The 18,450-nt window shown below is 53.3% G+C and carries 20 protein-coding genes; 10 read left to right on the top strand and 10 right to left on the bottom strand.

The genetic code is table 11. The features are described 5' to 3' along the window. Positions 1 to 71: 71 nt before the first annotated feature. The 6 genes from TH30_RS14435 (at position 72) to rnd (ending at position 5,967) form a co-directional block, all read left to right on the top strand. Positions 72 to 1,169 (top strand): AI-2E family transporter, encoded by a 1,098-nt coding sequence (locus TH30_RS14435; protein WP_114098804.1) that lies wholly within the window; start codon positions 72 to 74, stop codon positions 1,167 to 1,169. 7 nt (positions 1,170 to 1,176) lie between these two features. Then, positions 1,177 to 1,962 (top strand): HdaA/DnaA family protein, encoded by a 786-nt coding sequence (locus tag TH30_RS14430; RefSeq protein ID WP_309471224.1) that lies wholly within the window; start codon positions 1,177 to 1,179, stop codon positions 1,960 to 1,962. 83 nt (positions 1,963 to 2,045) lie between these two features. Beyond that, a complete protein-coding gene (locus tag TH30_RS14425; protein WP_114098802.1) occupies positions 2,046 to 2,546 on the top strand; it encodes an ATP-dependent zinc protease family protein in 501 nt (166 codons plus the stop codon). 137 nt (positions 2,547 to 2,683) lie between these two features. Continuing rightward, positions 2,684 to 3,589 (top strand): 30S ribosomal protein S6--L-glutamate ligase, encoded by a 906-nt coding sequence (rimK, locus tag TH30_RS14420; RefSeq protein ID WP_114098801.1) that lies wholly within the window; start codon positions 2,684 to 2,686, stop codon positions 3,587 to 3,589. A 4-nt stretch (positions 3,590 to 3,593) separates the two neighbouring features. Beyond that, positions 3,594 to 4,673, top strand: coding sequence for a succinylglutamate desuccinylase/aspartoacylase family protein (locus TH30_RS14415; RefSeq protein ID WP_114098800.1), 1,080 nt, complete (start codon positions 3,594 to 3,596; stop codon positions 4,671 to 4,673). A 130-nt stretch (positions 4,674 to 4,803) separates the two neighbouring features. Beyond that, positions 4,804 to 5,967 (top strand): ribonuclease D, encoded by a 1,164-nt coding sequence (rnd, locus tag TH30_RS14410; protein ID WP_114098799.1) that lies wholly within the window; start codon positions 4,804 to 4,806, stop codon positions 5,965 to 5,967. Positions 5,968 to 6,036: 69 nt separating this feature from the next. On the opposite strand, the gene TH30_RS14405 is transcribed toward rnd, so the two are convergent. Further along, entirely contained in the window at positions 6,037 to 6,615 is a 579-nt protein-coding gene (locus TH30_RS14405; protein ID WP_114098798.1) for a TetR/AcrR family transcriptional regulator, read from the bottom strand. Positions 6,616 to 6,793: 178 nt separating this feature from the next. On the opposite strand from TH30_RS14405, the gene TH30_RS14400 reads away from it, so the two are divergent. Both TH30_RS14400 and TH30_RS14395 read left to right on the top strand, forming a co-directional pair. Further along, positions 6,794 to 7,342, top strand: a complete 549-nt coding sequence (locus TH30_RS14400) for a carboxymuconolactone decarboxylase family protein (protein WP_114098797.1) — start codon at positions 6,794 to 6,796, stop codon at positions 7,340 to 7,342. A gap of 95 nt (positions 7,343 to 7,437) precedes the next feature. Further along, positions 7,438 to 7,902 (top strand): nuclear transport factor 2 family protein, encoded by a 465-nt coding sequence (locus TH30_RS14395; RefSeq protein ID WP_114098883.1) that lies wholly within the window; start codon positions 7,438 to 7,440, stop codon positions 7,900 to 7,902. A gap of 342 nt (positions 7,903 to 8,244) precedes the next feature. Here TH30_RS14395 and TH30_RS14390 read toward each other — a convergent pair whose 3' ends face one another. Both TH30_RS14390 and TH30_RS14385 read right to left on the bottom strand, forming a co-directional pair. Next, the gene (locus TH30_RS14390; protein ID WP_114098796.1) at positions 8,245 to 8,700 is read right to left on the bottom strand and encodes a nuclear transport factor 2 family protein; all 456 of its coding nucleotides are present in this window, start codon (positions 8,698 to 8,700) and stop codon (positions 8,245 to 8,247) included. Continuing rightward, the gene (locus TH30_RS14385) at positions 8,697 to 9,560 is read right to left on the bottom strand and encodes an SDR family oxidoreductase (RefSeq protein WP_114098795.1); all 864 of its coding nucleotides are present in this window, start codon (positions 9,558 to 9,560) and stop codon (positions 8,697 to 8,699) included. Before TH30_RS14385 ends, TH30_RS14390 begins: the two co-directional genes overlap by 4 nt. 102 nt (positions 9,561 to 9,662) lie before the next feature. Here TH30_RS14385 and TH30_RS14380 point away from each other — a divergent pair, with 102 nt between their 5' ends. Continuing rightward, positions 9,663 to 10,577: a LysR family transcriptional regulator gene (locus TH30_RS14380; protein ID WP_114098794.1), complete on the top strand. Its 915-nt coding sequence runs from the start codon at positions 9,663 to 9,665 to the stop codon at positions 10,575 to 10,577. 28 nt (positions 10,578 to 10,605) lie between these two features. Here the strand turns inward: TH30_RS14380 and TH30_RS14375 are convergent, their stop codons facing one another. The 6 genes from TH30_RS14375 to TH30_RS14350 all read right to left on the bottom strand — a co-directional run bounded on the left by TH30_RS14375 (position 10,606) and on the right by TH30_RS14350 (position 15,639). Continuing rightward, positions 10,606 to 11,187, bottom strand: coding sequence for a CatB-related O-acetyltransferase (locus TH30_RS14375; protein WP_181850299.1), 582 nt, complete (start codon positions 11,185 to 11,187; stop codon positions 10,606 to 10,608). After that, positions 11,177 to 12,070, bottom strand: coding sequence for an NAD-dependent epimerase/dehydratase family protein (locus tag TH30_RS14370; protein ID WP_114098792.1), 894 nt, complete (start codon positions 12,068 to 12,070; stop codon positions 11,177 to 11,179). Before TH30_RS14370 ends, TH30_RS14375 begins: the two co-directional genes overlap by 11 nt. Further along, the gene (gene rfbC / locus TH30_RS14365) at positions 12,067 to 12,603 is read right to left on the bottom strand and encodes a dTDP-4-dehydrorhamnose 3,5-epimerase (protein ID WP_114098791.1); all 537 of its coding nucleotides are present in this window, start codon (positions 12,601 to 12,603) and stop codon (positions 12,067 to 12,069) included. The genes TH30_RS14370 and rfbC overlap by 4 nt, the downstream gene beginning before the upstream one ends. Then, positions 12,600 to 13,832 carry a class I SAM-dependent methyltransferase gene (locus tag TH30_RS14360; RefSeq protein ID WP_114098790.1) on the bottom strand — a complete coding sequence of 411 codons (1,233 nt, stop codon included), beginning with the start codon at positions 13,830 to 13,832 and terminating at the stop codon, positions 12,600 to 12,602. The genes rfbC and TH30_RS14360 overlap by 4 nt, the downstream gene beginning before the upstream one ends. A 99-nt stretch (positions 13,833 to 13,931) precedes the next feature. Continuing rightward, positions 13,932 to 14,702 carry a glucose-1-phosphate cytidylyltransferase gene (rfbF, locus tag TH30_RS14355; RefSeq protein WP_114098789.1) on the bottom strand — a complete coding sequence of 257 codons (771 nt, stop codon included), beginning with the start codon at positions 14,700 to 14,702 and terminating at the stop codon, positions 13,932 to 13,934. A 55-nt stretch (positions 14,703 to 14,757) separates the two neighbouring features. Continuing rightward, positions 14,758 to 15,639, bottom strand: a complete 882-nt coding sequence (locus tag TH30_RS14350) for a glycosyltransferase family 2 protein (protein ID WP_114098788.1) — start codon at positions 15,637 to 15,639, stop codon at positions 14,758 to 14,760. A gap of 293 nt (positions 15,640 to 15,932) precedes the next feature. On the opposite strand from TH30_RS14350, the gene TH30_RS14345 reads away from it, so the two are divergent. Beyond that, a complete protein-coding gene (locus TH30_RS14345; protein ID WP_114098787.1) occupies positions 15,933 to 16,961 on the top strand; it encodes an NAD-dependent epimerase/dehydratase family protein in 1,029 nt (342 codons plus the stop codon). A 54-nt stretch (positions 16,962 to 17,015) separates the two neighbouring features. Here the strand turns inward: TH30_RS14345 and TH30_RS14340 are convergent, their stop codons facing one another. Then, positions 17,016 to 18,293, bottom strand: a complete 1,278-nt coding sequence (locus TH30_RS14340; RefSeq protein ID WP_114098786.1) for a DUF1835 domain-containing protein — start codon at positions 18,291 to 18,293, stop codon at positions 17,016 to 17,018. Between the last annotated feature and the right edge of the window lie 157 nt (positions 18,294 to 18,450).

The raw sequence follows: 18,450 nt of genomic DNA, 5'->3' as shown, positions 1-18,450 counted from the left end.
AGGGGTGCGGTTAACGCCCCCTGAGTTTTCGCCACAGGTTTCGGGCGTCTGGCAAAAAGGGGTACCCAGACATGACGTTACGGCAAAAGGCACGTTTCTGGCTTTTATTCACTGTCGCCTTCTTCTTTCTGGTCTGGCTGTTTTCGGGCATCCTGTTGCCGTTTGTTGCCGGGATGGCGATTGCCTATTTCCTTGATCCGCTGGCAGACAAGCTTGAAGCGCGCGGTGCTAGCCGAACCATCGCGACAAGCATCATTACGGTGTTGTTCTTCCTTGTCTTTATTCTGGTGCTGCTTTTGATCGTCCCAATGATCGGAAGCCAGCTTGCCGGGTTCCTTGAACGGTTGCCGGGCTATGTCGATGCGTTGCGCACCAATGTTGCACCGTATTTGCAGCATATCCTTGACCGCGTTGCGCCCGAGACCCTGCAAAGTGTTTCCGATGCTGTTAAGGGCCAAAGTGCCAATGCGCTCAAGTGGGTTGGCAATGTTCTGACCAATGTGCTTTCCGGTGGTCTGGCGCTTCTGAACTTCCTGAGTTTGCTGTTTATTACCCCGGTTGTGTCGTTCTATCTGTTGCGCGACTGGGACAAGATTGTTGCCAAGATCGATAGCTATCTGCCGCGTCGTTCGGCCGAGGATATCCGCCAATGTGCCAGCGAGATCGATGAAACCCTTGCCGGGTTCGTGCGCGGGCAGGCAACCGTTTGCGTCTTGCTTGGCCTGTTTTACGGATTGGGCCTGACGCTTGCCGGACTTGAATTCGGCTTTGTGATCGGGCTTATGACCGGCTTGGTATCCTTTGTGCCGTATTTTGGCATGATCGCAGGCTTTGCGGTCGGGATGGGGGTTGCGATTGCCCAGTTCGGATTTGGTGTTGATCTTGGTCTTGTCGCGCTGGTGTTCGGGATCGGACAGATTTTGGAAGGCAACTTCCTGACCCCCAAACTGGTTGGCGACAAAGTCGGTCTTCATGCGGTCTGGGTGATGTTTGCCTTGCTTGCCGGTGGTGCGGTGTTCGGTTTGCTTGGGGTGATGCTGGCGGTTCCGGTTGCGGCGGTGATCGGCGTACTTGTGCGTTACGGTTTAAGGCAGTATCTCAGTAGTCATCTATATGACCACGGACCGGATCATCCACGCGGTGATGCGGTTACAGACGGCGAGAATTGAGACCATCGTGACCCGGGCAACAAACAATCCGGCCAATGAAACAGACAATCCGGTGGCGGATGTGCAGGATGACCGCGCGGCAATCACGCCCGAAGTCGCCCCGCAACAATTGCCACTGGCTCTTGAATTGCGCCCGGCTCTTGGACGTGATGATTTCATGGTTGCCCAATGTAACCGCGAAGCGGTGGCCTGGATTGACCAGTGGCCGAACTGGCCGGTGCCGGCATTGTGTCTTTATGGGCCCAAGGGATGTGGCAAAAGCCATCTGGCCGAAGTGTGGCGGGCTCGGTCCGCAGCCCTTAGCGTTGCTGCAGGCGATCTTGGCGGTGTTGATCCCGACGCGCTTCTTGGTGATGCGCAGGGGCTTGTCATCGAGGATGCCGATGGCGGTCTCGACGAGACGGTCTGTTTTCATCTTTACAATATGCTCAAGGAACGGGGCGGGCATTTGCTTTTGACGGCAACCTTGCCGCCTGCGCGCTGGAAAGTGACCTTGCCCGATTTGAAATCGCGTCTTGGGGCGGCACTGGTCTGCGAGATATCGCCGCCCGATGATGACCTTATGGTCGGATTGCTGCTTAAGCTTTTTGCGGATCGGCAAATTCAGGCAGGCCCGCAAACCATCAGCTATATCCTGCCCCGGATCGAACGGTCCTTTGTGGCACTGACCGATCTGGTGGCGGCAATTGATCGCCGTGCGCTTGCTGAAAAGCGTGCCGTAACCTTGCCGCTGGTGCGCAGCGTGATGGAAGATATCCAGATGGCCACAGGGCAGGGTAATCGCGCGGACTAAATCGTCCGGATGCGTTAAATCCGTATGCCATTCAGCCATTTGCAGTCTATATTCAAGGCATTATCAATTACCGGACTGTGCATGTGAGCCCGCAACGCGTTAAAGCAAAACCGTCATTGAAATCCCAGACCGAAGCCCTGATTGCTGATGGACATATTCTGGGCTGGCGGGAATGGATCGGACTCCCCGACCTTAATGTTCCGCAGATCAAGGCCAAGGTCGATACAGGGGCAAGGACGTCGTCGCTGCACGCGCTTAATCCCAAACAGATTACCCTGGACGGACGCGATTATGTTCAGTTCGTCTTGCCCCATTATCGCGGTGATGGTCACGGGCGCATCCAGTGTTGTGCCCCGCTGGTCGAACTTCGCGAGATTCGTTCGTCGAACGGAAATGCCGAAGAACGGTTCATTGTGTCGACCCATATCGTCGTCGGGCATCACAAATTGAAAGTTGAAGTGTCGCTTGCCAACCGCTCAATCATGGGGTTTCCCATGCTTTTGGGGCGCACGGCGATGAAGGCAGGAAGATTTTTGGTGCTGCCATCGAAATCTTATCTTGCAGGGAAGCCCGAACAGAGTTAGATGCGCAGAAGAACGATCGTGTGACGGAACAAATTCCCGGCAGGATCGTTTTTTCTTTCTGACAGTATTTCAAAGCCCCGCAAACGACGTCTGGATCGTTCGCGCGCCTTTTGATGCCGACCACGGGAGTTCATTGTATGAAAATCGCGATGCTTGCGCGGAATCCGAATCTTTACTCCCACAAACGGTTGGTCGAGGCTGCCGAGGCGCGTGGGCATGAGATCGACATCATCAGCACCTTGCGTGTTTCGATGAATATCACGTCGATGAAACCCGAAATCTATTATGGCGGCAAAAAGCTTCTGGGGTACGAAGCTGTCATTCCACGCATTGGCGTTTCGGTTACGTCCTTCGGTCTGGCTGTTCTTCGCCAGTTCGAGATGATGGGTGTTTATCCGCTCAATGAATCGGTTGCGATTGGCCGTTCGCGCGACAAGCTGCGGTCGCTGCAGATCCTTGCGCGCCGTGGTGTTGGTCTGCCGGTGACGGCCTTTGCACACGATCCGAAGAAAACCGACGAGGTTCTGTCGATTGTTGGTGGTGCGCCGGTGGTGATCAAGCTGCTTGAAGGAACGCAAGGGATCGGTGTGGTTCTTGGCGAAACCGAAAAGTCGGCGAAATCGGTTATCGAGGCTTTCCGTGGTGCCAGCGTGGACATCATGGTCCAGGAGTTCATCAAGGAAGCAGGCAATACTGACATCCGTTGCTTTGTGATTGGTGGCAAGGTCGTTGCCAGCATGGAACGCAAGGGGGCCGAGGGCGATTTCCGGTCGAACATCCATCGCGGTGGTTCGGCGCGCTCTGTCCGTATTACTCCGCAGGAGCGATCAACAGCAGTTGAAGCCGCCAAGGCAATGGGGCTAAATGTCTGTGGTGTCGATATTTTGCGTTCGAACCACGGGCCTGTCGTGATGGAAGTCAACTCGTCACCGGGCCTTGAGGGGATCGAAGGTGCTACCGGCAAGGATATTGCCAGCATGATTATCGAATTCCTTGAGAAAGATTACCGTCCGGGCAAGGTCCGGACCAAAGGCAAAGGATGACGGCATGAGCGAAACCGGAACGGCCAAGGGAAAAAACAAAACTCCCAAGACCCCTGATTTTGAAATTGGCGGGAAAAAGGTTGCTCCGGGGACACGCAAGATTGTCGATATTCCGATCTCGCTTCTTTCCAATCACACGCCGGTCAATCTGACGGTCAATGTCGTTCACGGGAAACGCCCCGGTCCTGTTCTGTTTGTCAGCGGGGCGGTGCATGGTGACGAGATTGTCGGCGTGGAAGTCATCCGCCGCGTTCTGAAATCAGCAGGACTGCGCGGGATGCGCGGAACCTTGCTTGCGGTGCCGCTGGTCAATGCCTTCGGTTTTTTGAACCATACGCGCTATTTGCCTGACCGCCGCGACCTTAACCGCAGTTTTCCGGGGCATGCGCGTGGATCGCTGGCCGCCCAGCTTGCCCATCTTTTCCTCCATGAAATTGTTGAAAGGTCGGACTTCGGAATTGATCTTCATTCCGCGGCTGTTAACCGCGTTAACTTGCCCCAGATCAGGGTCAATGAAGACGATCCTGACATCATGGAATATGCCGAGGCCTTTGGCGCGCCGATCATTCTGACCAGCCCGCTGCGCGAAGGATCGCTTCGTCAGGCCGCACGCGAGCTGGGGGTGCCGATCCTGCTTTATGAAGCAGGCGAGGGGCTTCGCTTTGATGAAATGTCGATCCGGGCAGGGGTGTCGGGTGTTTTGCGCGTGATGCGCAAACTGGGCATGATATCGCAACGGACCATACGCGAACCGCGCGTGAAGTCGTTCAAGTCATCGAACAGTCACTGGCTGCGCGCGCCTGTCGGCGGCATCTTGCGGACATTCAAGATTGCCGGCGAGTTTGTCCATGCAGGCGACGTGGTGGCCGCCGTGGCCGACCCGTTCGGGCAAACCGATGAAGAAGTCTTTGCGCGTGAGGATGGCCTTATTATCGGGCGTACCAACCTTCCGATTGTCAATCAGGGGGACGCGCTGTTTCATGTGGCCTCGATCAAGCGACCATCCGAAGTGCAGGAACGCATGGATGCCATCGAAACCCATCTGCAATCTGATCCGTTGCTGGATGAAGACGAGATTATCTGACGAGATTATCCGAGGGACTTGAGTGGGCTGCGGCGATGTCTGGGTATCTGCTGTTGTCTGAATATATTGATGACCAGACCTGCATCGAAGCTACTGGCGAATTGATCCGGGCAATGCTATAGCAATCCTCATGGAACCTATTACAACTACAGAAGAACTGCGCACACTGTGTGAAAGCTTGCGCAAGTTCGAATATGTCACTGTCGATACCGAATTCATGCGGGATTCGACCTATTGGCCGCAACTGTGTCTTGTGCAGCTTGCAAGCCCTGAACATTCCGACAACGGTGCTGCGGTCGATCCGCTTGCCGAGGGCATTGACCTGACTCCGCTGTTTGACCTGATGCAGGATGAAAGCGTGATCAAGGTGTTTCACGCCGCCCGTCAGGATATCGAAATCTTTGTTCATCTGTCTGGCAAGGTGCCCCATCCGGTGTTTGACACCCAGGTGGCTGCCATGGTGCTGGGCTATGGTGATCAGGTTGGATATGAAACGCTGGTCAACAAGGTGGCGCGCAAAAGCATTGATAAATCGATGCGCTTTACCGACTGGTCGCGCCGTCCGCTTTCATCGAAACAGATCAGCTACGCGCTTTCGGATGTCACCCATCTGCGGGTGATCTTTGAAGACTTCCATGATCGTCTTGAGGCCAATGGCCGTGCCGTATGGCTCAATGAGGAAATGGAACGTCTGACCGATCCGTCGATCTATTCGATTGATCCGGCGGAAGCATGGTTGCGTCTCAAGACACGGTCCAACAGCCCGAAGTTTCTGGCAGTTGCTCGTGCGCTTGGCGAATGGCGTGAAACCGAGGCCCAGCGCAAGAACCTTCCACGGAATCGCATTCTGCGCGATGACACGCTTCTTGATATCGCCGCGCGTCAGCCGATGAGTGAAGAAGATCTCGACAAGACCCGGGGTGTTGGCCGTAATTTCGGAAGCTCCAAACCCGGTCAGGCGATCATCGAGGCCATCAAGGCAGCCCTGGACAGTCCGCAGGACCTGTGGCCGAAGCCCAAGCAGCGCATCGAACTTCCGGCCGGGATTGGCCCGACGGTAGAACTGCTTAAGGTGCTGCTAAAGCTTTGCGCCGAGGAAAAGGGTGTTGCCCAGCGTCTGGTGGCATCTGGCGATGATCTTCAGAACATTGCGGCTGATGATAATGCCGATGTTCCGGCCATGCATGGCTGGCGTCGTGATCTTTTTGGTCAGTATGCCTTGCGCCTTAAACACGGGCAGCTTGGTCTGAAACTTCAGAATGGCGAAGTTGTTCTTGTTGACCTGAACGACTAGGTAAATCTGACGACCGGATATACAAAAACGGGGCCGTAACGGGCCCCGTTTTGTTTTGTGGGGTGGGTCCTAAGCGGGCAGGGCCGCGTCAAGCAATCCCTTGGCAATCGATTTTGCCGTTTGGGCGGCATCAGGAAGGCCGCGTACCTGAGCGGTCACAATTGCGCCTTCCTTGAGTAGGGCGAGTTGTTCGGCAAGTGTGACCGGATCCTTGGCACCTGCATCCGCGCAAAGGCCGGCGATGTAGTCGAGAACCGATTGTTTGTGTTCAGCTGCAAGGCGGTGGGCGGGATGATCGGATTGTGAAAACTCGCCCGATGCATTGATAAAGGCACAGCCCGCAAAGCCGAGTCCCTTAAAGGCACGTCCCCGGAACCATTGTTCCAGGGCATCAAACATCGCAAGGAGCTGTTCGCGCGGCTGATCAGATGCCTTTGTCATCTCGCCGGCAAGCCATTCACGAAACTGTTCATCCCGGCGTTGCAGCGCGGCAAGGATCAATTCATCCTTGGATTTGAAGTGCTTGTACATGGTCATTTTGGCGACGCCGGACTCGGCCAGAATTTTGTCAATTCCAGTGGCGTTGAAGCCCTGTGTGTAGAACAGGCGCAAGGCAGTATCGACAAGATCGTCGCGTTTTGATCGCACTTTTATATCTCCAATAGTCAGACCGGTCTGTATTCTTTTGCCCTGAAAGTCGCAGAAAAGCAATAGATTCAAAATTTCAGAATGATCGTTTTAAAAATATATTTGACAAGTAGACAGACCTGTCTGTATTCATATTGATACTTGAACACGAACATTTCGCTATTGAGGAGAAAACCCTATGACCAGAATTACACTTCCTGCGTCGATTGACGCCGCACCTGCAGCTGCCCAGCCGCTTCTTGAGGCCGTCAACAAACAGCTCGGTGTCGTGCCGAACCTTTTCCGTCTGACCGCAAACAGCCCGGCTGCCCTTGAAGGCTATCTTGGTTTGAATGGTGCCCTGGCAAAGGGCGCACTTGACGCCCAGACCCGCGAACGCATCGCGCTTGCTGTTGCCCAGATCAATGGTTGTGACTATTGCCTGTCAGCGCATAGCTATCTTGGTAAAAACCTTGCCAAGCTTGATGATGCCGAAATCGCAGCCAACCGTAATGGCAAGTCGAGCGATCAGAAGGCCAATGCTGCCGTGCGTTTCGCGGTTGCACTGGTTCACCAGCGCGGGCAGGTCAGCGAGGAAGACGTCAATGCCGTCAAGTCAGCTGGTTACAGCGAAGCCGAGCTTGTCGAAATTGTTGCGCATGTCGCGCTGAACACCCTCACCAATTACCTCAACGAGGCATTTGGCACCCCGATTGACTTCCCGGTAGTGCGCGCTGCGGCTGCGTAACATTCCGGTGCGCCCCCGGTCGACGGTCCCCCCTCCGCATATCTGCCCGCGTCGACCGGGGTCTTTTTCCTGATGACAGTCCAAGGATGAAAACCATGTCACGTCCACCACTTCCGCCCTTTGATCTTGAAACCGCTACGCAAAAGGTTCGCTTGGCCGAAGACGGCTGGAACGGGCAAGACCCGAGTAAAGTTGCACTGGCCTATACCGAGGACAGCCGTTGGCGTAACCGTGCCGAGATCTTTGAAGGACGTGAAAACATCGTCGCCTTCCTGACCCGCAAGTGGGAGAAGGAGCGGGAATATCGTCTGATCAAGGAACTTTGGGCATTCCGGGAAAATCGAATTGCGGTGCGTTTTGCCTATGAATATCGCGATGACAGCGGTAACTGGTTTCGTGCCTATGGCAATGAAAACTGGGAATTTGATGAACACGGCCTGATGCGCCATCGCGTTGCCTCGATCAATGACAAGCCGATTACTGAACAGGAACGGCTGTTCCACTGGCCGCTTGGCCGCCGTCCCGATGATCATCCGGAATTGTCCGAACTCGGACTTTGAAACAACCCAAACCGATTACCCCGCCATGTTCCGGTTCCTTAAACGGATAGGAAAGTTCGGCGGAAGCAAGTTCTACCCGGCAGGCAAGGTGGTGCGTCCCCGGTGCCGACTTGCCTGCCTCCCCGCAAAGGAACCTGAACATGATTGTCAAATATGTCGTCTTTTCGATCACATCGACCGCCGTGCTTTTCGTTTCTTCCCTGCTGGCGTTTGCTCCGTAATGTCAGTTCCAGGATGTCTCCCTGTAAACTTGCCGGAGCCCGTTTGGGCCCCGTTTTCTTATCTAGACAAACAGCCGCCCGGAATGTCGGGCGGCTGTTTGTTTGTTGCGGTGCCAGTGGTCTAGAACATGGTGTTGTCGTGAGCCTGTTGGTCAGGAACAGGCTGGGAAACATCCCAATGCTCGACAATCTTGCCATCTGCATCAAGCCGGAAGATATCTATCACTGCACTTTCGCCCTGTGCGGACGTGGAGCGAACATGAAGTGTGACCAGATCATCCTGGGCAATTGTCCGGACGATGTCGGCATGGATCGAAGGATCGGCCTTCAACCAGCCTGTGATGGCTGAGCGGAACCCTTCAATGCCGTCAGGCGCAAAGGGGTTATGCTGAATATATTCATCGCCCATAAACTTGGTAATCGCGCCATCGACATTATGCTGGTTAAAGACCATCTCATAGAATGCGACGGTATTGGCGGTATTGCGATCCTCTATCTCGCCTGCGTGAAGCGGGTGCGTGATAGTGAGCAAGGCCATGAGTAACGCTGACCGCAGAATGGATTTTGATCCGATCATTTGAGCGCTCCGGCAATAAAGTCCTCAACAGATTGCGGTTTGCGTCCGACAAGTTTTTCGAAATCTTTACTGACGGTTTCGTAGTCACCTTTCTTGGCGCCAACATAAAGACCGGCAAGGGCTTCGACCAGATGGCCCGGCAGCCCGATGCCATTGAGGATGCCGACATGGACATCAGCGGGCAGGTCGGCAAACTGAATATCCTTGCCGGTGGCCTTGGCGATGTAACCTGCGATCTCGGTATGGGTGACGGCCTTGCCGCCGGTCAGATCATAGATTTTGTTGATATGTGCGGCCGGATTGGCAAGTACGGTTGCTGCTGCTTCGGCCAGATCATTGCGCGGGATATAGGTGATTTTGGCATCCCCAGCCGGTGCGCCATAAGCGCCGGTTTCAAGAGCATGCGGCACACCGGCCAGCAGCAGGTCGGCATAGAAGCTGTTGCGCAGCAGGGTATAGTCCAGGCCGCTTGCCTTGATGTAATTCTCGGTATCAAGATGGATGGCCGAATAGGTGAAATCGGCATCCGCACGCGGATTGACAATGCTGGTATAGACCAGATGTCTAACCCCGGCAGCCTTGGCTGCATCAACAGCGGTGCGATGCTGTGCAATGCGCGTGGCGTTATCGGCCTCTGCCGAAATGATCAGGACGGTATCAATGCCCTTGAACGCGGTCGTCATCAAAGCAAGGTCGTCAAAATCGCCATGGCGCACATCAATGCCCTGGGTGGCAAGCTGATCGGCCTTTGCAGGTGTCCGAACGCTTACGGCGATCTGATTGGCGGGAAGGTGATCCAGAAGATGTTTTACAACGAGGCTTCCGAGTTGGCCGGTTGCGCCGGTAATCAGTGTTTTCATGTCAAATTCTCCGGATAAGGGGCAGGCGGCGCCTGTGAATAACATGGAGTTTGACGGCAATAAGTTATATGATCAATTCGATGAATATGATAATTAATATGCATGAATATCGATGAATTGGATCTTGATTATCGTTTGCTGCGTCTGTTCCTGACCATCTATGACGAAGGGTCGGTAACAGCTGCGGCCAATCGCCTTGGTGTCGGTCAGCCAACCGTCAGTCACGGGCTTGACCGGTTGCGCCAGATCGTAGGTGATCCGTTGTTTGTAAGATCGGGACGGTCGATCTCGCCAACCGCACATGCTGATGAAATTGCGCCGCAAATTCGCGTGCTGCTGCAAGGCATGCGGGATCTGACCCGCGTGGTAACATTTGATCCCGATAATCCGGATCACTTTGCGCGCTTTACTCTTGGTGCCAATGACTATGAAGTCGCGGTGGTCCTGCCGGCCTTGATGCAACGTTTACAGGCGTGCAAGGCGGATATCCGGCTCAAGATTCTGTCGATTAGTGGCGAGGACCATTTTGTCAGCTTGCTCCGCAACGGCAAAATTGACCATGCCATAAGTATTCAGTCAGCGGGCAAACATGCTGATATCGCGATGCAGGCCCTGTTTCGCGAACGGATGCGTTGCTTTTATGATCCGGCTTTTCACGATGGGCCACCCGATACGTTGGATCGTTATTGCGCAGCAGATCATGCGCGCGTGATTATCGGGGCGAATGATGTGTCGGCGATTGATGATATGCTTCGTGCAGCTGGCCGATCTCGCCGCACGGCACTACAAGTTTCAACCTTTGCCAGTATTCCAAACCTGATCCGCGGGACCAAGATCATCGCGACATTACCGTCACGGCTGTCGGAAAACATGATGGGGGGCTTTGCGACCTGCGAGTTTCCGCTGGCGTTTCCCGGATATGGATTTGCTCAATACTGGCATGTCCGGAATGCGGCGAATGCTGCACATAAATGGCTCCGCAGCGAGATTTTCAGGATTGCACGCGGATTGGTTTAACGGAACATCACCGTTATTGCGAGCTCGCTCATTGGCGGCGAACTGCTTCTATAAATTCCTTGGGTGTACCGTACAGCAATGGTGACAGTTCCTTGAGCTTTGCATCAGAAAGCTCCCACCAGCATGTTTCAAGAAGCTGTTCGATTACCTCATCGTCGAACCGCTTTCGAATGATCCTGGCGGGATTTCCCCCGACAATTGCGTATGGGGGGACGTCTTTTGTTACAACTGCTCCGGCGGCGACCACTGCACCTGTTCCGATTTTTACACCCGACAAAATGATTGCACGCGCGCCGATCCAGACATCATGTTCCAGACTTATCGGACCTTTGGTAATTGCGTCCTGGTTACCATTTTCAGTGTCCCACAGGCGGGTCTTGAAGGGATAAGTGCTTGGGTGATCAAGAGGGTGATCTACCTTGCACAGAAAAAGAACATCAGGCCCAATCGAACAGTAACTACCTACTGTCAGGGATGCGTCAGAAGAAACTCCTGCGATCATATTCTTGTTCAAACCATAGGAGTGCTTTCCGATGGTTACATAGGAAGGTAGCTGTTTCCTCTTGGGTTTAATGCCCAGCAGTTTGCGCAAGCGATCTTTAAGTTTCATGATTTCGCCACCATTCGACACAGCTTTCCAAAGCTGACGCGAGGTCAAATTTCGGCTTGAAGCCGATTGTTTCTGCAAGAACAGATGTATCAGCAACCAGGTAGGGAGGATCATCTGGCCGGTCAGGCAGGCTACCCGCAGATATCTGTCCCTGTCCGATCACGTTTTGCAGCATGTTTGCAACAGACAGAAGTGAGTGTCCTTCGCCACTGGCTACGTTGACAATACCGGTGAATTGACTATCGAATATCTTCGAGAAGGCCGAACCTGCATCCTCGACATGCATGAAGTCCCGAACTTGCGTGCCGGAACTCATCTTTGCAACATCGTTGGCAAGTAATGCACTGGTAACAGCAGGGACGAAGCGGGCAGGATATTCGCCCGGCCCGCAGAGCAGGAACAATCGACCCCATGCGATTGAAGCACCCTGATCGTTCAAACGCAGGCAGTGATCAGCCAGTTTGAGCTTTTCCTGACCGTAAAGTGTTGCTGGGTTGCACGCATCAGTTTCGCGTGTCTTCTGGCCCGGCTTTGTGGTCGTCCAGTCATATTCGGCACAACTTCCGGCAAGAACTGCGCGCTTGCCACCGTGATCCAGAAACCGGCTTAGCAAATCGATGGATGCAGCCATCCAGTCGGGATTATCCGGTGCATTCCAGAAATGCCCATGTCTGGTTTGCCATGCCAGATGGATCAAGCCGTCAGGTTTCTCGTCATGAATGATGCGGGATCGAAATTCGACATCTAGCAGATCACCCACCAGATGGGTGCATGACTGCGAACCGGAACGCCCGCAGCTCAGAACATCATGTCCCGACGCACGCAGTGATGCGTAAACATGTGAACCGATCAGGCCATTGGCGCCAGTTACAAGGACTTTCATTTCAGTCGCTCATAGTCGGGATAGTTTGCATCTCGATCATTGATGATGGTCGGTGCCATTGGCCATTCAATTGCAAATGCGGGATCATCCCATCGAACGCCGCCGGCGAGATCTGCTTTGAATGGCGCACCCATCAGGTACATGACTTCTGAGTTGTCCTCGAGTGTCAGGAACCCGTGAGCACAACCGGCCGGAATGATCAATGATTTACGATTGCGGGATGAAAGTTCGGCTGAGGTCCATTGGCAGTAAGTGGGAGAGCCCGCGCGCAGATCAATAACGACGTCAAATATGCGTCCGGCAATGCATCGCACGATCTTGGGATCTCCAACGGGTTCTTGTTGGTAATGCATTCCACGCAATGTGCCGACATGATGATTGAAGGACAGATTGGCCTGATGGATTGTAAAATCATGACCATGTTGACCCAGTTCTTCGACACAAAAGGATCGTGCAAAAAAACCGCGGTCGTCTTCGTGCCTTTCAAGCTCGATCAGATCGACACCCGCAATATCTGTCTTTGTTAGTTTCATCCCACGACTGCAACTTCAGGTACCGCGACCACAAACTTTCCATCCCACTGCTTTACGTATGCGACATCATTCATGATCTCGTTCTGTAAATTCCATGGCAGAATAAGCACGTAATCAGGTTTGCGTTCTTTGAGGGTGTCGGGGGCGTGGACCGGAATGCGGCTTCCGGGCAGAAGCGTCTGTTGCTTGTGCGGATTTGCGTCGACAACAAAGTCAATCAGGTCAGTCCCAATTCCACAGTAATTCAAAAGGGTATTACCCTTTGCTGCTGCGCCGTAACCGGCGACCGTCTTGTTTTCTGCCTTCGCTTTTTTGAGGAAGGCAAGCAGGTCGTCGCGGATTTTCTGAACTTTGGTTTCAAAACCTTCGTAGCAGGCAAGTGTTGAAATGCCCGCGTCTGCTTCTTTGGAGCGCAACGCAATCAGACGATCGCTTTCCGGACGCGTCCCGATCATCTTCTGAGCCCAGACGCGCAGGCTGCCGCCGTGGGTTGGCAGTTCTTCGACGTCAAAGACCTTAAGCCCGTTTGCCGCAAAGCATTTTTCAACCGCGTACAATGACAGGTAAGAAAAATGTTCATGATAGATTGTGTCGAACTGCGTTTCCTCCAACAGGTTCAACAGATGGGGAAACTCAAAGGTCGATACGCCGTCATCCTTGAGGATGGTCGCAAAGCCAGACACAAAATCGTTGATATCGGGTACGTGTGCCAGAACGTTGTTTGCTGCTGTTAAACTGGCATGCCCGTGTTCAGCAACAACTTTCTCAGCCGTTTCCTTGCCAAAGAAGGCGACCAGACTACGGACGCCTTTCTTCTCGGCTTCGGCTGCGACATTGACTGCCGGTTCTACGCCAAGAACCGGCACGCCGTTGGCAACGAAATGCTGCAACAGATAACCATCGTTGGACGCTACCTCGACAACGAATGAGTTTTCGTTCAGGCCAAGTCGTTCCGTGGCGCTCTCGCAATATTTGCGAGCATGCTCGACCCAACTGCTCGAATAGCTTGAGAAATAGGCGTAGTGACTAAAGATATCGGATGGCGGGACAACGTCGTCGACCTGAACGAGGAAGCATTTGCTGCAGACACGCGCGTGCAGCGGGTAAGCCGGGTCGGTATCGGTCTTGTGATCAAGTGGAACATAGGAGTTCGCAAGCGGGCTGAGACCCAGATCAACAAGAGTATGTTCAAGATCGGTGCCGCAAGCACGGCAAGTTGGCGTTGTCATTTCGTGTCCATCATCAAAACTGTCGAAGCACGCCGTGCCTCGGAAATATTGGTGCACTTCAGGTTATCAATGTCGATGTCTATTGCAGTTTGCAGCCGGTCACCAGACTTTCCAAGGAGCTTTGCCTTCTGACCAGAGATTTTCAAGCATATGCTTTTCTCTGAGGGTATCCATCGGCTGCCAGAAACCGTCGTGTCGCCATGCAGAAAGTTGATCCTGATCTGTCAAGTTACGCAGTGGTTCTGCTTCCCATACGGTTTGATCATCGTTGATTTCGGCCAGAACAGACTTTTCGCAGACAAAGAACCCGGCATTGATACGCGCACCATCGCCAAGTGGCTTTTCCTGGAAAGCGGAAACACGGTCTCCGTCGAGCACAGTTGCACCAAATCTGCCGGGGGGGGAAACAACCGTCATGGTTGCCTTTCGCCCCTGCTTTTTGTGGAAGTCAATGCTGGCTGTAATGTCCACGTTGCCAAGCCCGTCTCCATAGGTCAGGCAGAACGGCTCGTGGTCATCAAGATGGTCTGAAACGCGTTTGATGCGTCCGCCTGTCATGCTGTTTAAGCCAGTATCTACCAGAGTGATCTTCCAGGGTTCGGCATTGGCATTGTGATATTCAAGCTGGTTTGACGACATGTCGATGGTAACATCAGCATGATGGAGGAAGTAATTGGCAAAATATTCCTTGATCACATATCCCTTGTAGCCAAGGCAGATGACAAATTCATTCACGCCATGAGCCGAATAGATTTTCATCAGGTGCCAAAGGATCGGTTTACCACCAATTTCGACCATCGGCTTTGGCTTCACCGATGTCTCTTCACTCAATCGGCTGCCATAACCGCCCGCGAGAATTACTGCCTTCATCAGAATAGTTACCCATTTGTCCAGATTAATGTGTCAGTTTCTACAGACTGTCACTTCAGTGCGGACGTTTTGCCGCCCTAAAACCCATGATCGCTGCAAGCGATCCGGCACATCTTGCGAGATCGCGCCAGCCCTTCTTGCGCTGCAGGGATACTCCGTACAGAACGGCTTTCCAGCCAAATCGCAAGGAATGTCGAATGCCAAGACAGGCTGCAGCTAAGCGACCCTTGTATTTGCGTTCAAAGTAAATTCGTGACCACGCAAGGTGCCAGAATTTTTCCCAGTAATAGGCCCGGTTAGGTCTTACAGATCCACCATTGAGGTGCATAACGACTGAGTCGGCAACCAGTATCATACTGTGACCAGCGCGCAGCATGCGTGCGCACATGTCATCGTCGTCATAATACAGAAAGATCTCGGGATCATAAAAACCGACTTGGCGCATGATATCCATACGCACCAGATTGACCGCACCAGAGAGAAACTCGACACAGATTGGACCTTCAGGGACGCAATCATAGGCAAGTCTGCCAAACTCGCGGCGTTTCCAGAGTTCGACATCGTGGCTGGGTTCGATCTCGCCGTTTCCATCCTTGTGGAGCGGGCCAAACATCGCGGCCTCGGGATACTGATCCGCTGCGCCGACCAATGCGTCGATGGCATTGGCTGAAATCAAAGAGTCAGGGTTGGCGAGCAGGGCGAATTCCGTCTCGACAATGTCAAGTCCCTGACTTGCCGCCGTTCCATAACCAAGCCCAACACGGTTGCGAATGATTTTCGCATCGGGGCGCAGTTTGGTAACGATATCAAGAGTATCATCCTCGGAAGCGTTATCAATGACAATCAGAGGAAGGTCTGCAGGTAGCGATTCCAACAGCCCGCCAATGACGAGCCCCCCGTTGTGGGTGATTGTAATAACTGTTGTTCTCGCCGTCATTTAGGTTCCCTGCAAAGTGTCGATTTTTATGTGCGGCTGAACATACTCAATCCTGACTTAATGTCCAACGACAGATTCTTGCCAAGATGAATTATGTCCGGGGCTTTTGAGAGCAGGAAAACTATCTGATTCCTGTGACGCTTCACCGTTGGTTGCGGTATTTGCTGTTGAAAGCATTTCTACGAAGAACTAGAAAATGCTCGAAGAGAAAGAAAGTTTGTTCGCTTTGCTAAATTGTGTCGTTGTGCGGTAAAACGGACACCTTCCCAAGCATATCAACAGAAAGACCATTCATGAGAGTATTATTGACCGGTTATCAGGGGTACGTCGGAAGTGTTATGTCCGCGTTCCTGAAGTCTCGTGGACATTCAGTTATTGGCCTCGATACGGGATATTTCAACGGTCTGGACCTTTGGGCGCCACCGTCCGTCGACGAGGTTAGAACTGTGGATATGCGAAACATCGAGGAAAAAGATGTAGAGGGTGTTGACGCGGTTATTCATCTGGCGGCGCTGAGCAATGATCCGCTGGGGGACTTTGCGCCAGAACTTACAGACGCGATCAATTTCAAGGCAACAATGAAGCTGGCAGAGATGTCAAAGAAACACGGTATCAAGCGTTTCGTGTTTGCTTCATCTTGTTCGCTGTATGGTGCTGCAGACGTTTCAAAGCCGGTGGATGAAACTTCGCCGACGCTTCCTCTGACGCCGTATGCCAAAAGCAAAATCGACTGCGAAAACGCGTTGCTAACCATGAAGGACGAGAATTTCGAGCCGGTCTTTATGCGTAATGCGACCTGTTATGGTGACTCTCCGCGCATTCGTATTGACGTGGTTCTCAACAACCTTACCGCACGTGCTATCGTTACCGGTGAGGTGAAGCTTCTGTCCGATGGTTCGGCGTGGCGTCCACTTCTGCATGTCGAAGATATGAGCGCGAGTTTCGAGGCGGTGATGACTGCTCCGGCCAAGCTGGTCAGTGGTGAAGCCTTTAACGTGGGTACGAACGAGCAGAACTACCAAGTGATCGATATTGCAAGGACAGTTCAAAAAGTCATCCCGGGTTGCGATTTGACCTATTCTGATGATGCGCAGGCGGATGCTCGCAGCTACCGCGTGTCATTTGATAAACTCCACAGTGTATTGCCCAATATTGGGTTCAAGTGGAATGCAGAAAAAGGTGCGATCCAAGTTGCCAACCGCCTAAGGGCAGAGAAGGCGAGGGCTGAAGACCTGTTCGGCAGAAAACACATTCGTCTGGAGCAGTTGAAGTATCTGGTTGAAAATAAGAACGTGAACGCCGATCTTTTCTGGAACGCCTGACCGCCAGAATCACAATCTGGCAAGACAAAGTAAACTTGCCTTGGCTGGATCGCGTCAGTCAAACTGCTTCGGGCGGATCGCGATCCCGCCGACCCACCGTGTGCCGGTGAAGCTTTTCAGGAAGTTGCGTTTTCCCGACAGGGTTTCGATACCTTCCGGCGTCAGCGAGATGGTGCGGGTTGGCCAATCCTGATTGTTGTCGCCTGACAGGGTGAAAAGTGGCGTCGTGGATTTCATCATTGTCTGAATTTCGGTCCAGAACATCAGGTCGCCAAGATAGGGAAGCGGGTCGTAACTTCGCATCAGATGACCAAAGACCTTCCCGACTGTCAGCTGCCCATGGTTGGCAATGATTTGAAGGATCAGTTTCTGGGTCAGGCCAAGCCCGGTTTGCGGATCGGGGCGTTCGGCGTGATGGCGTTTCAATGCCGCAATCATATGGGGCAAGGATGTGTCGCCTTTTTCAATGACGGATTGCAGGGCGTCAGGGCTGGATGATCGAACGGCCTGCCAAGCCGACTGTCCGGCACGCAGCATGGCTTCGGACACAGGTAGCCGATGGTTCTCCCAGCACCAGATCAGAAGTTCCGGGGAGAGCTGCCCCAGACCGATGAAGCGTTCAACGCCGGGGACCTGTCCAACCGATATCAGTTCAAGGAGTGTGTTCGGTCGGGTGGCGGCGATGAAATCCATCAGAAATGCCAAAATCAGCTGATCGTAACTGTCATGTTCGAACCAGAGAACAACATGTTCGTAATCGCCAAGGGTTGTTAAAGCGCCATATTCCCGTTGGCATCGTGCAAGAGCATCTTTGGGGGTAATCTGATAGCTACTGGCAATGAAATCGGCCCTGACCGATACAAATTCATCAAGCGGCAGGTTTGGCACCGGCCCCTGACAGAACGGGTCGGCAAATTCCAGAAAGTCTCCCTGGAAACCGGCAATCTGAAGTCCGTTGCGGATATCCGAACCACATCGCAGATGAAGGGTGTTCCCGGTGTCAAGCATCGGCTGCATGCCGGTTGCGATCTGGCGGGTGTGTTCGGTGATACGGTCAATGTGATGTTTGAGTTTTGGCCAACTGGCAAAGCCGTTCTCGCGCGCGATCACCATCTGAGCATCGGCGAGCTTGGTCTCTGAAATTTCTGTATCCGGGATCGTTTGGCCGTTTTGCGCAAAGCGTTCGATTGCATCGGGATCAGAAGCGTGCAGGGCACGCAAAAGTTCCTTGGCACGTTTGCGTTGCTGTTCAAGGCTCAAGCGCCCGTCAAAGACAAGACGTGATGGTGCAGAAGAGGTTTTGTCGGATTTGTATGTACGTGACGCGGACATACGATTCCCCTGATGATGGGGCCTGTGTCCGCCTGACAGGCAAGGAAACCGTTTGTTTCATATGCGTTCTAGAGTGGGCGCAGCCCTTTCCGCGGACGGGGTGCCGAAAGGCAACCCCAAGATAGCGGTTTTGTATGCGAAAGCAAACCGTTCCTGA

Origin of the sequence: Thalassospira profundimaris (genome assembly GCF_003326795.1) — a bacterium.
GTDB classification, from domain to species: domain Bacteria; phylum Pseudomonadota; class Alphaproteobacteria; order Rhodospirillales; family Thalassospiraceae; genus Thalassospira; species Thalassospira profundimaris_C.
This window is presented reverse-complemented; position numbering and strand designations above follow the sequence as displayed.

Bases quoted from the DNA above. Each gene is read 5' to 3' on its own strand.
- TH30_RS14385 (WP_114098795.1), bottom strand. From the start codon at position 9,560: ATGAAAACACTGATTACCGGCGCAACCGGCCAACTCGGAAGCCTCGTT.
- rnd (WP_114098799.1), top strand. From the start codon at position 4,804: ATGGAACCTATTACAACTACAGAAGAACTGCGCACACTGTGTGAAAGC.
- rfbC (WP_114098791.1), bottom strand. From the start codon at position 12,603: ATGAAACTAACAAAGACAGATATTGCGGGTGTCGATCTGATCGAGCTT.
- TH30_RS14415 (WP_114098800.1), top strand. From the start codon at position 3,594: ATGAGCGAAACCGGAACGGCCAAGGGAAAAAACAAAACTCCCAAGACC.
- TH30_RS14380 (WP_114098794.1), top strand. From the start codon at position 9,663: ATGAATATCGATGAATTGGATCTTGATTATCGTTTGCTGCGTCTGTTC.
- TH30_RS14395 (WP_114098883.1), top strand. From the start codon at position 7,438: ATGTCACGTCCACCACTTCCGCCCTTTGATCTTGAAACCGCTACGCAA.
- TH30_RS14370 (WP_114098792.1), bottom strand. From the start codon at position 12,070: ATGAAAGTCCTTGTAACTGGCGCCAATGGCCTGATCGGTTCACATGTT.
- rimK (WP_114098801.1), top strand. From the start codon at position 2,684: ATGAAAATCGCGATGCTTGCGCGGAATCCGAATCTTTACTCCCACAAA.
- TH30_RS14400 (WP_114098797.1), top strand. From the start codon at position 6,794: ATGACCAGAATTACACTTCCTGCGTCGATTGACGCCGCACCTGCAGCT.
- TH30_RS14375 (WP_181850299.1), bottom strand. From the start codon at position 11,187: ATGAAACTTAAAGATCGCTTGCGCAAACTGCTGGGCATTAAACCCAAG.
- TH30_RS14360 (WP_114098790.1), bottom strand. From the start codon at position 13,832: ATGACAACGCCAACTTGCCGTGCTTGCGGCACCGATCTTGAACATACT.
- TH30_RS14390 (WP_114098796.1), bottom strand. From the start codon at position 8,700: ATGATCGGATCAAAATCCATTCTGCGGTCAGCGTTACTCATGGCCTTG.
- TH30_RS14435 (WP_114098804.1), top strand. From the start codon at position 72: ATGACGTTACGGCAAAAGGCACGTTTCTGGCTTTTATTCACTGTCGCC.
- TH30_RS14350 (WP_114098788.1), bottom strand. From the start codon at position 15,639: ATGACGGCGAGAACAACAGTTATTACAATCACCCACAACGGGGGGCTC.
- TH30_RS14345 (WP_114098787.1), top strand. From the start codon at position 15,933: ATGAGAGTATTATTGACCGGTTATCAGGGGTACGTCGGAAGTGTTATG.
- rfbF (WP_114098789.1), bottom strand. From the start codon at position 14,702: ATGAAGGCAGTAATTCTCGCGGGCGGTTATGGCAGCCGATTGAGTGAA.
- TH30_RS14340 (WP_114098786.1), bottom strand. From the start codon at position 18,293: ATGTCCGCGTCACGTACATACAAATCCGACAAAACCTCTTCTGCACCA.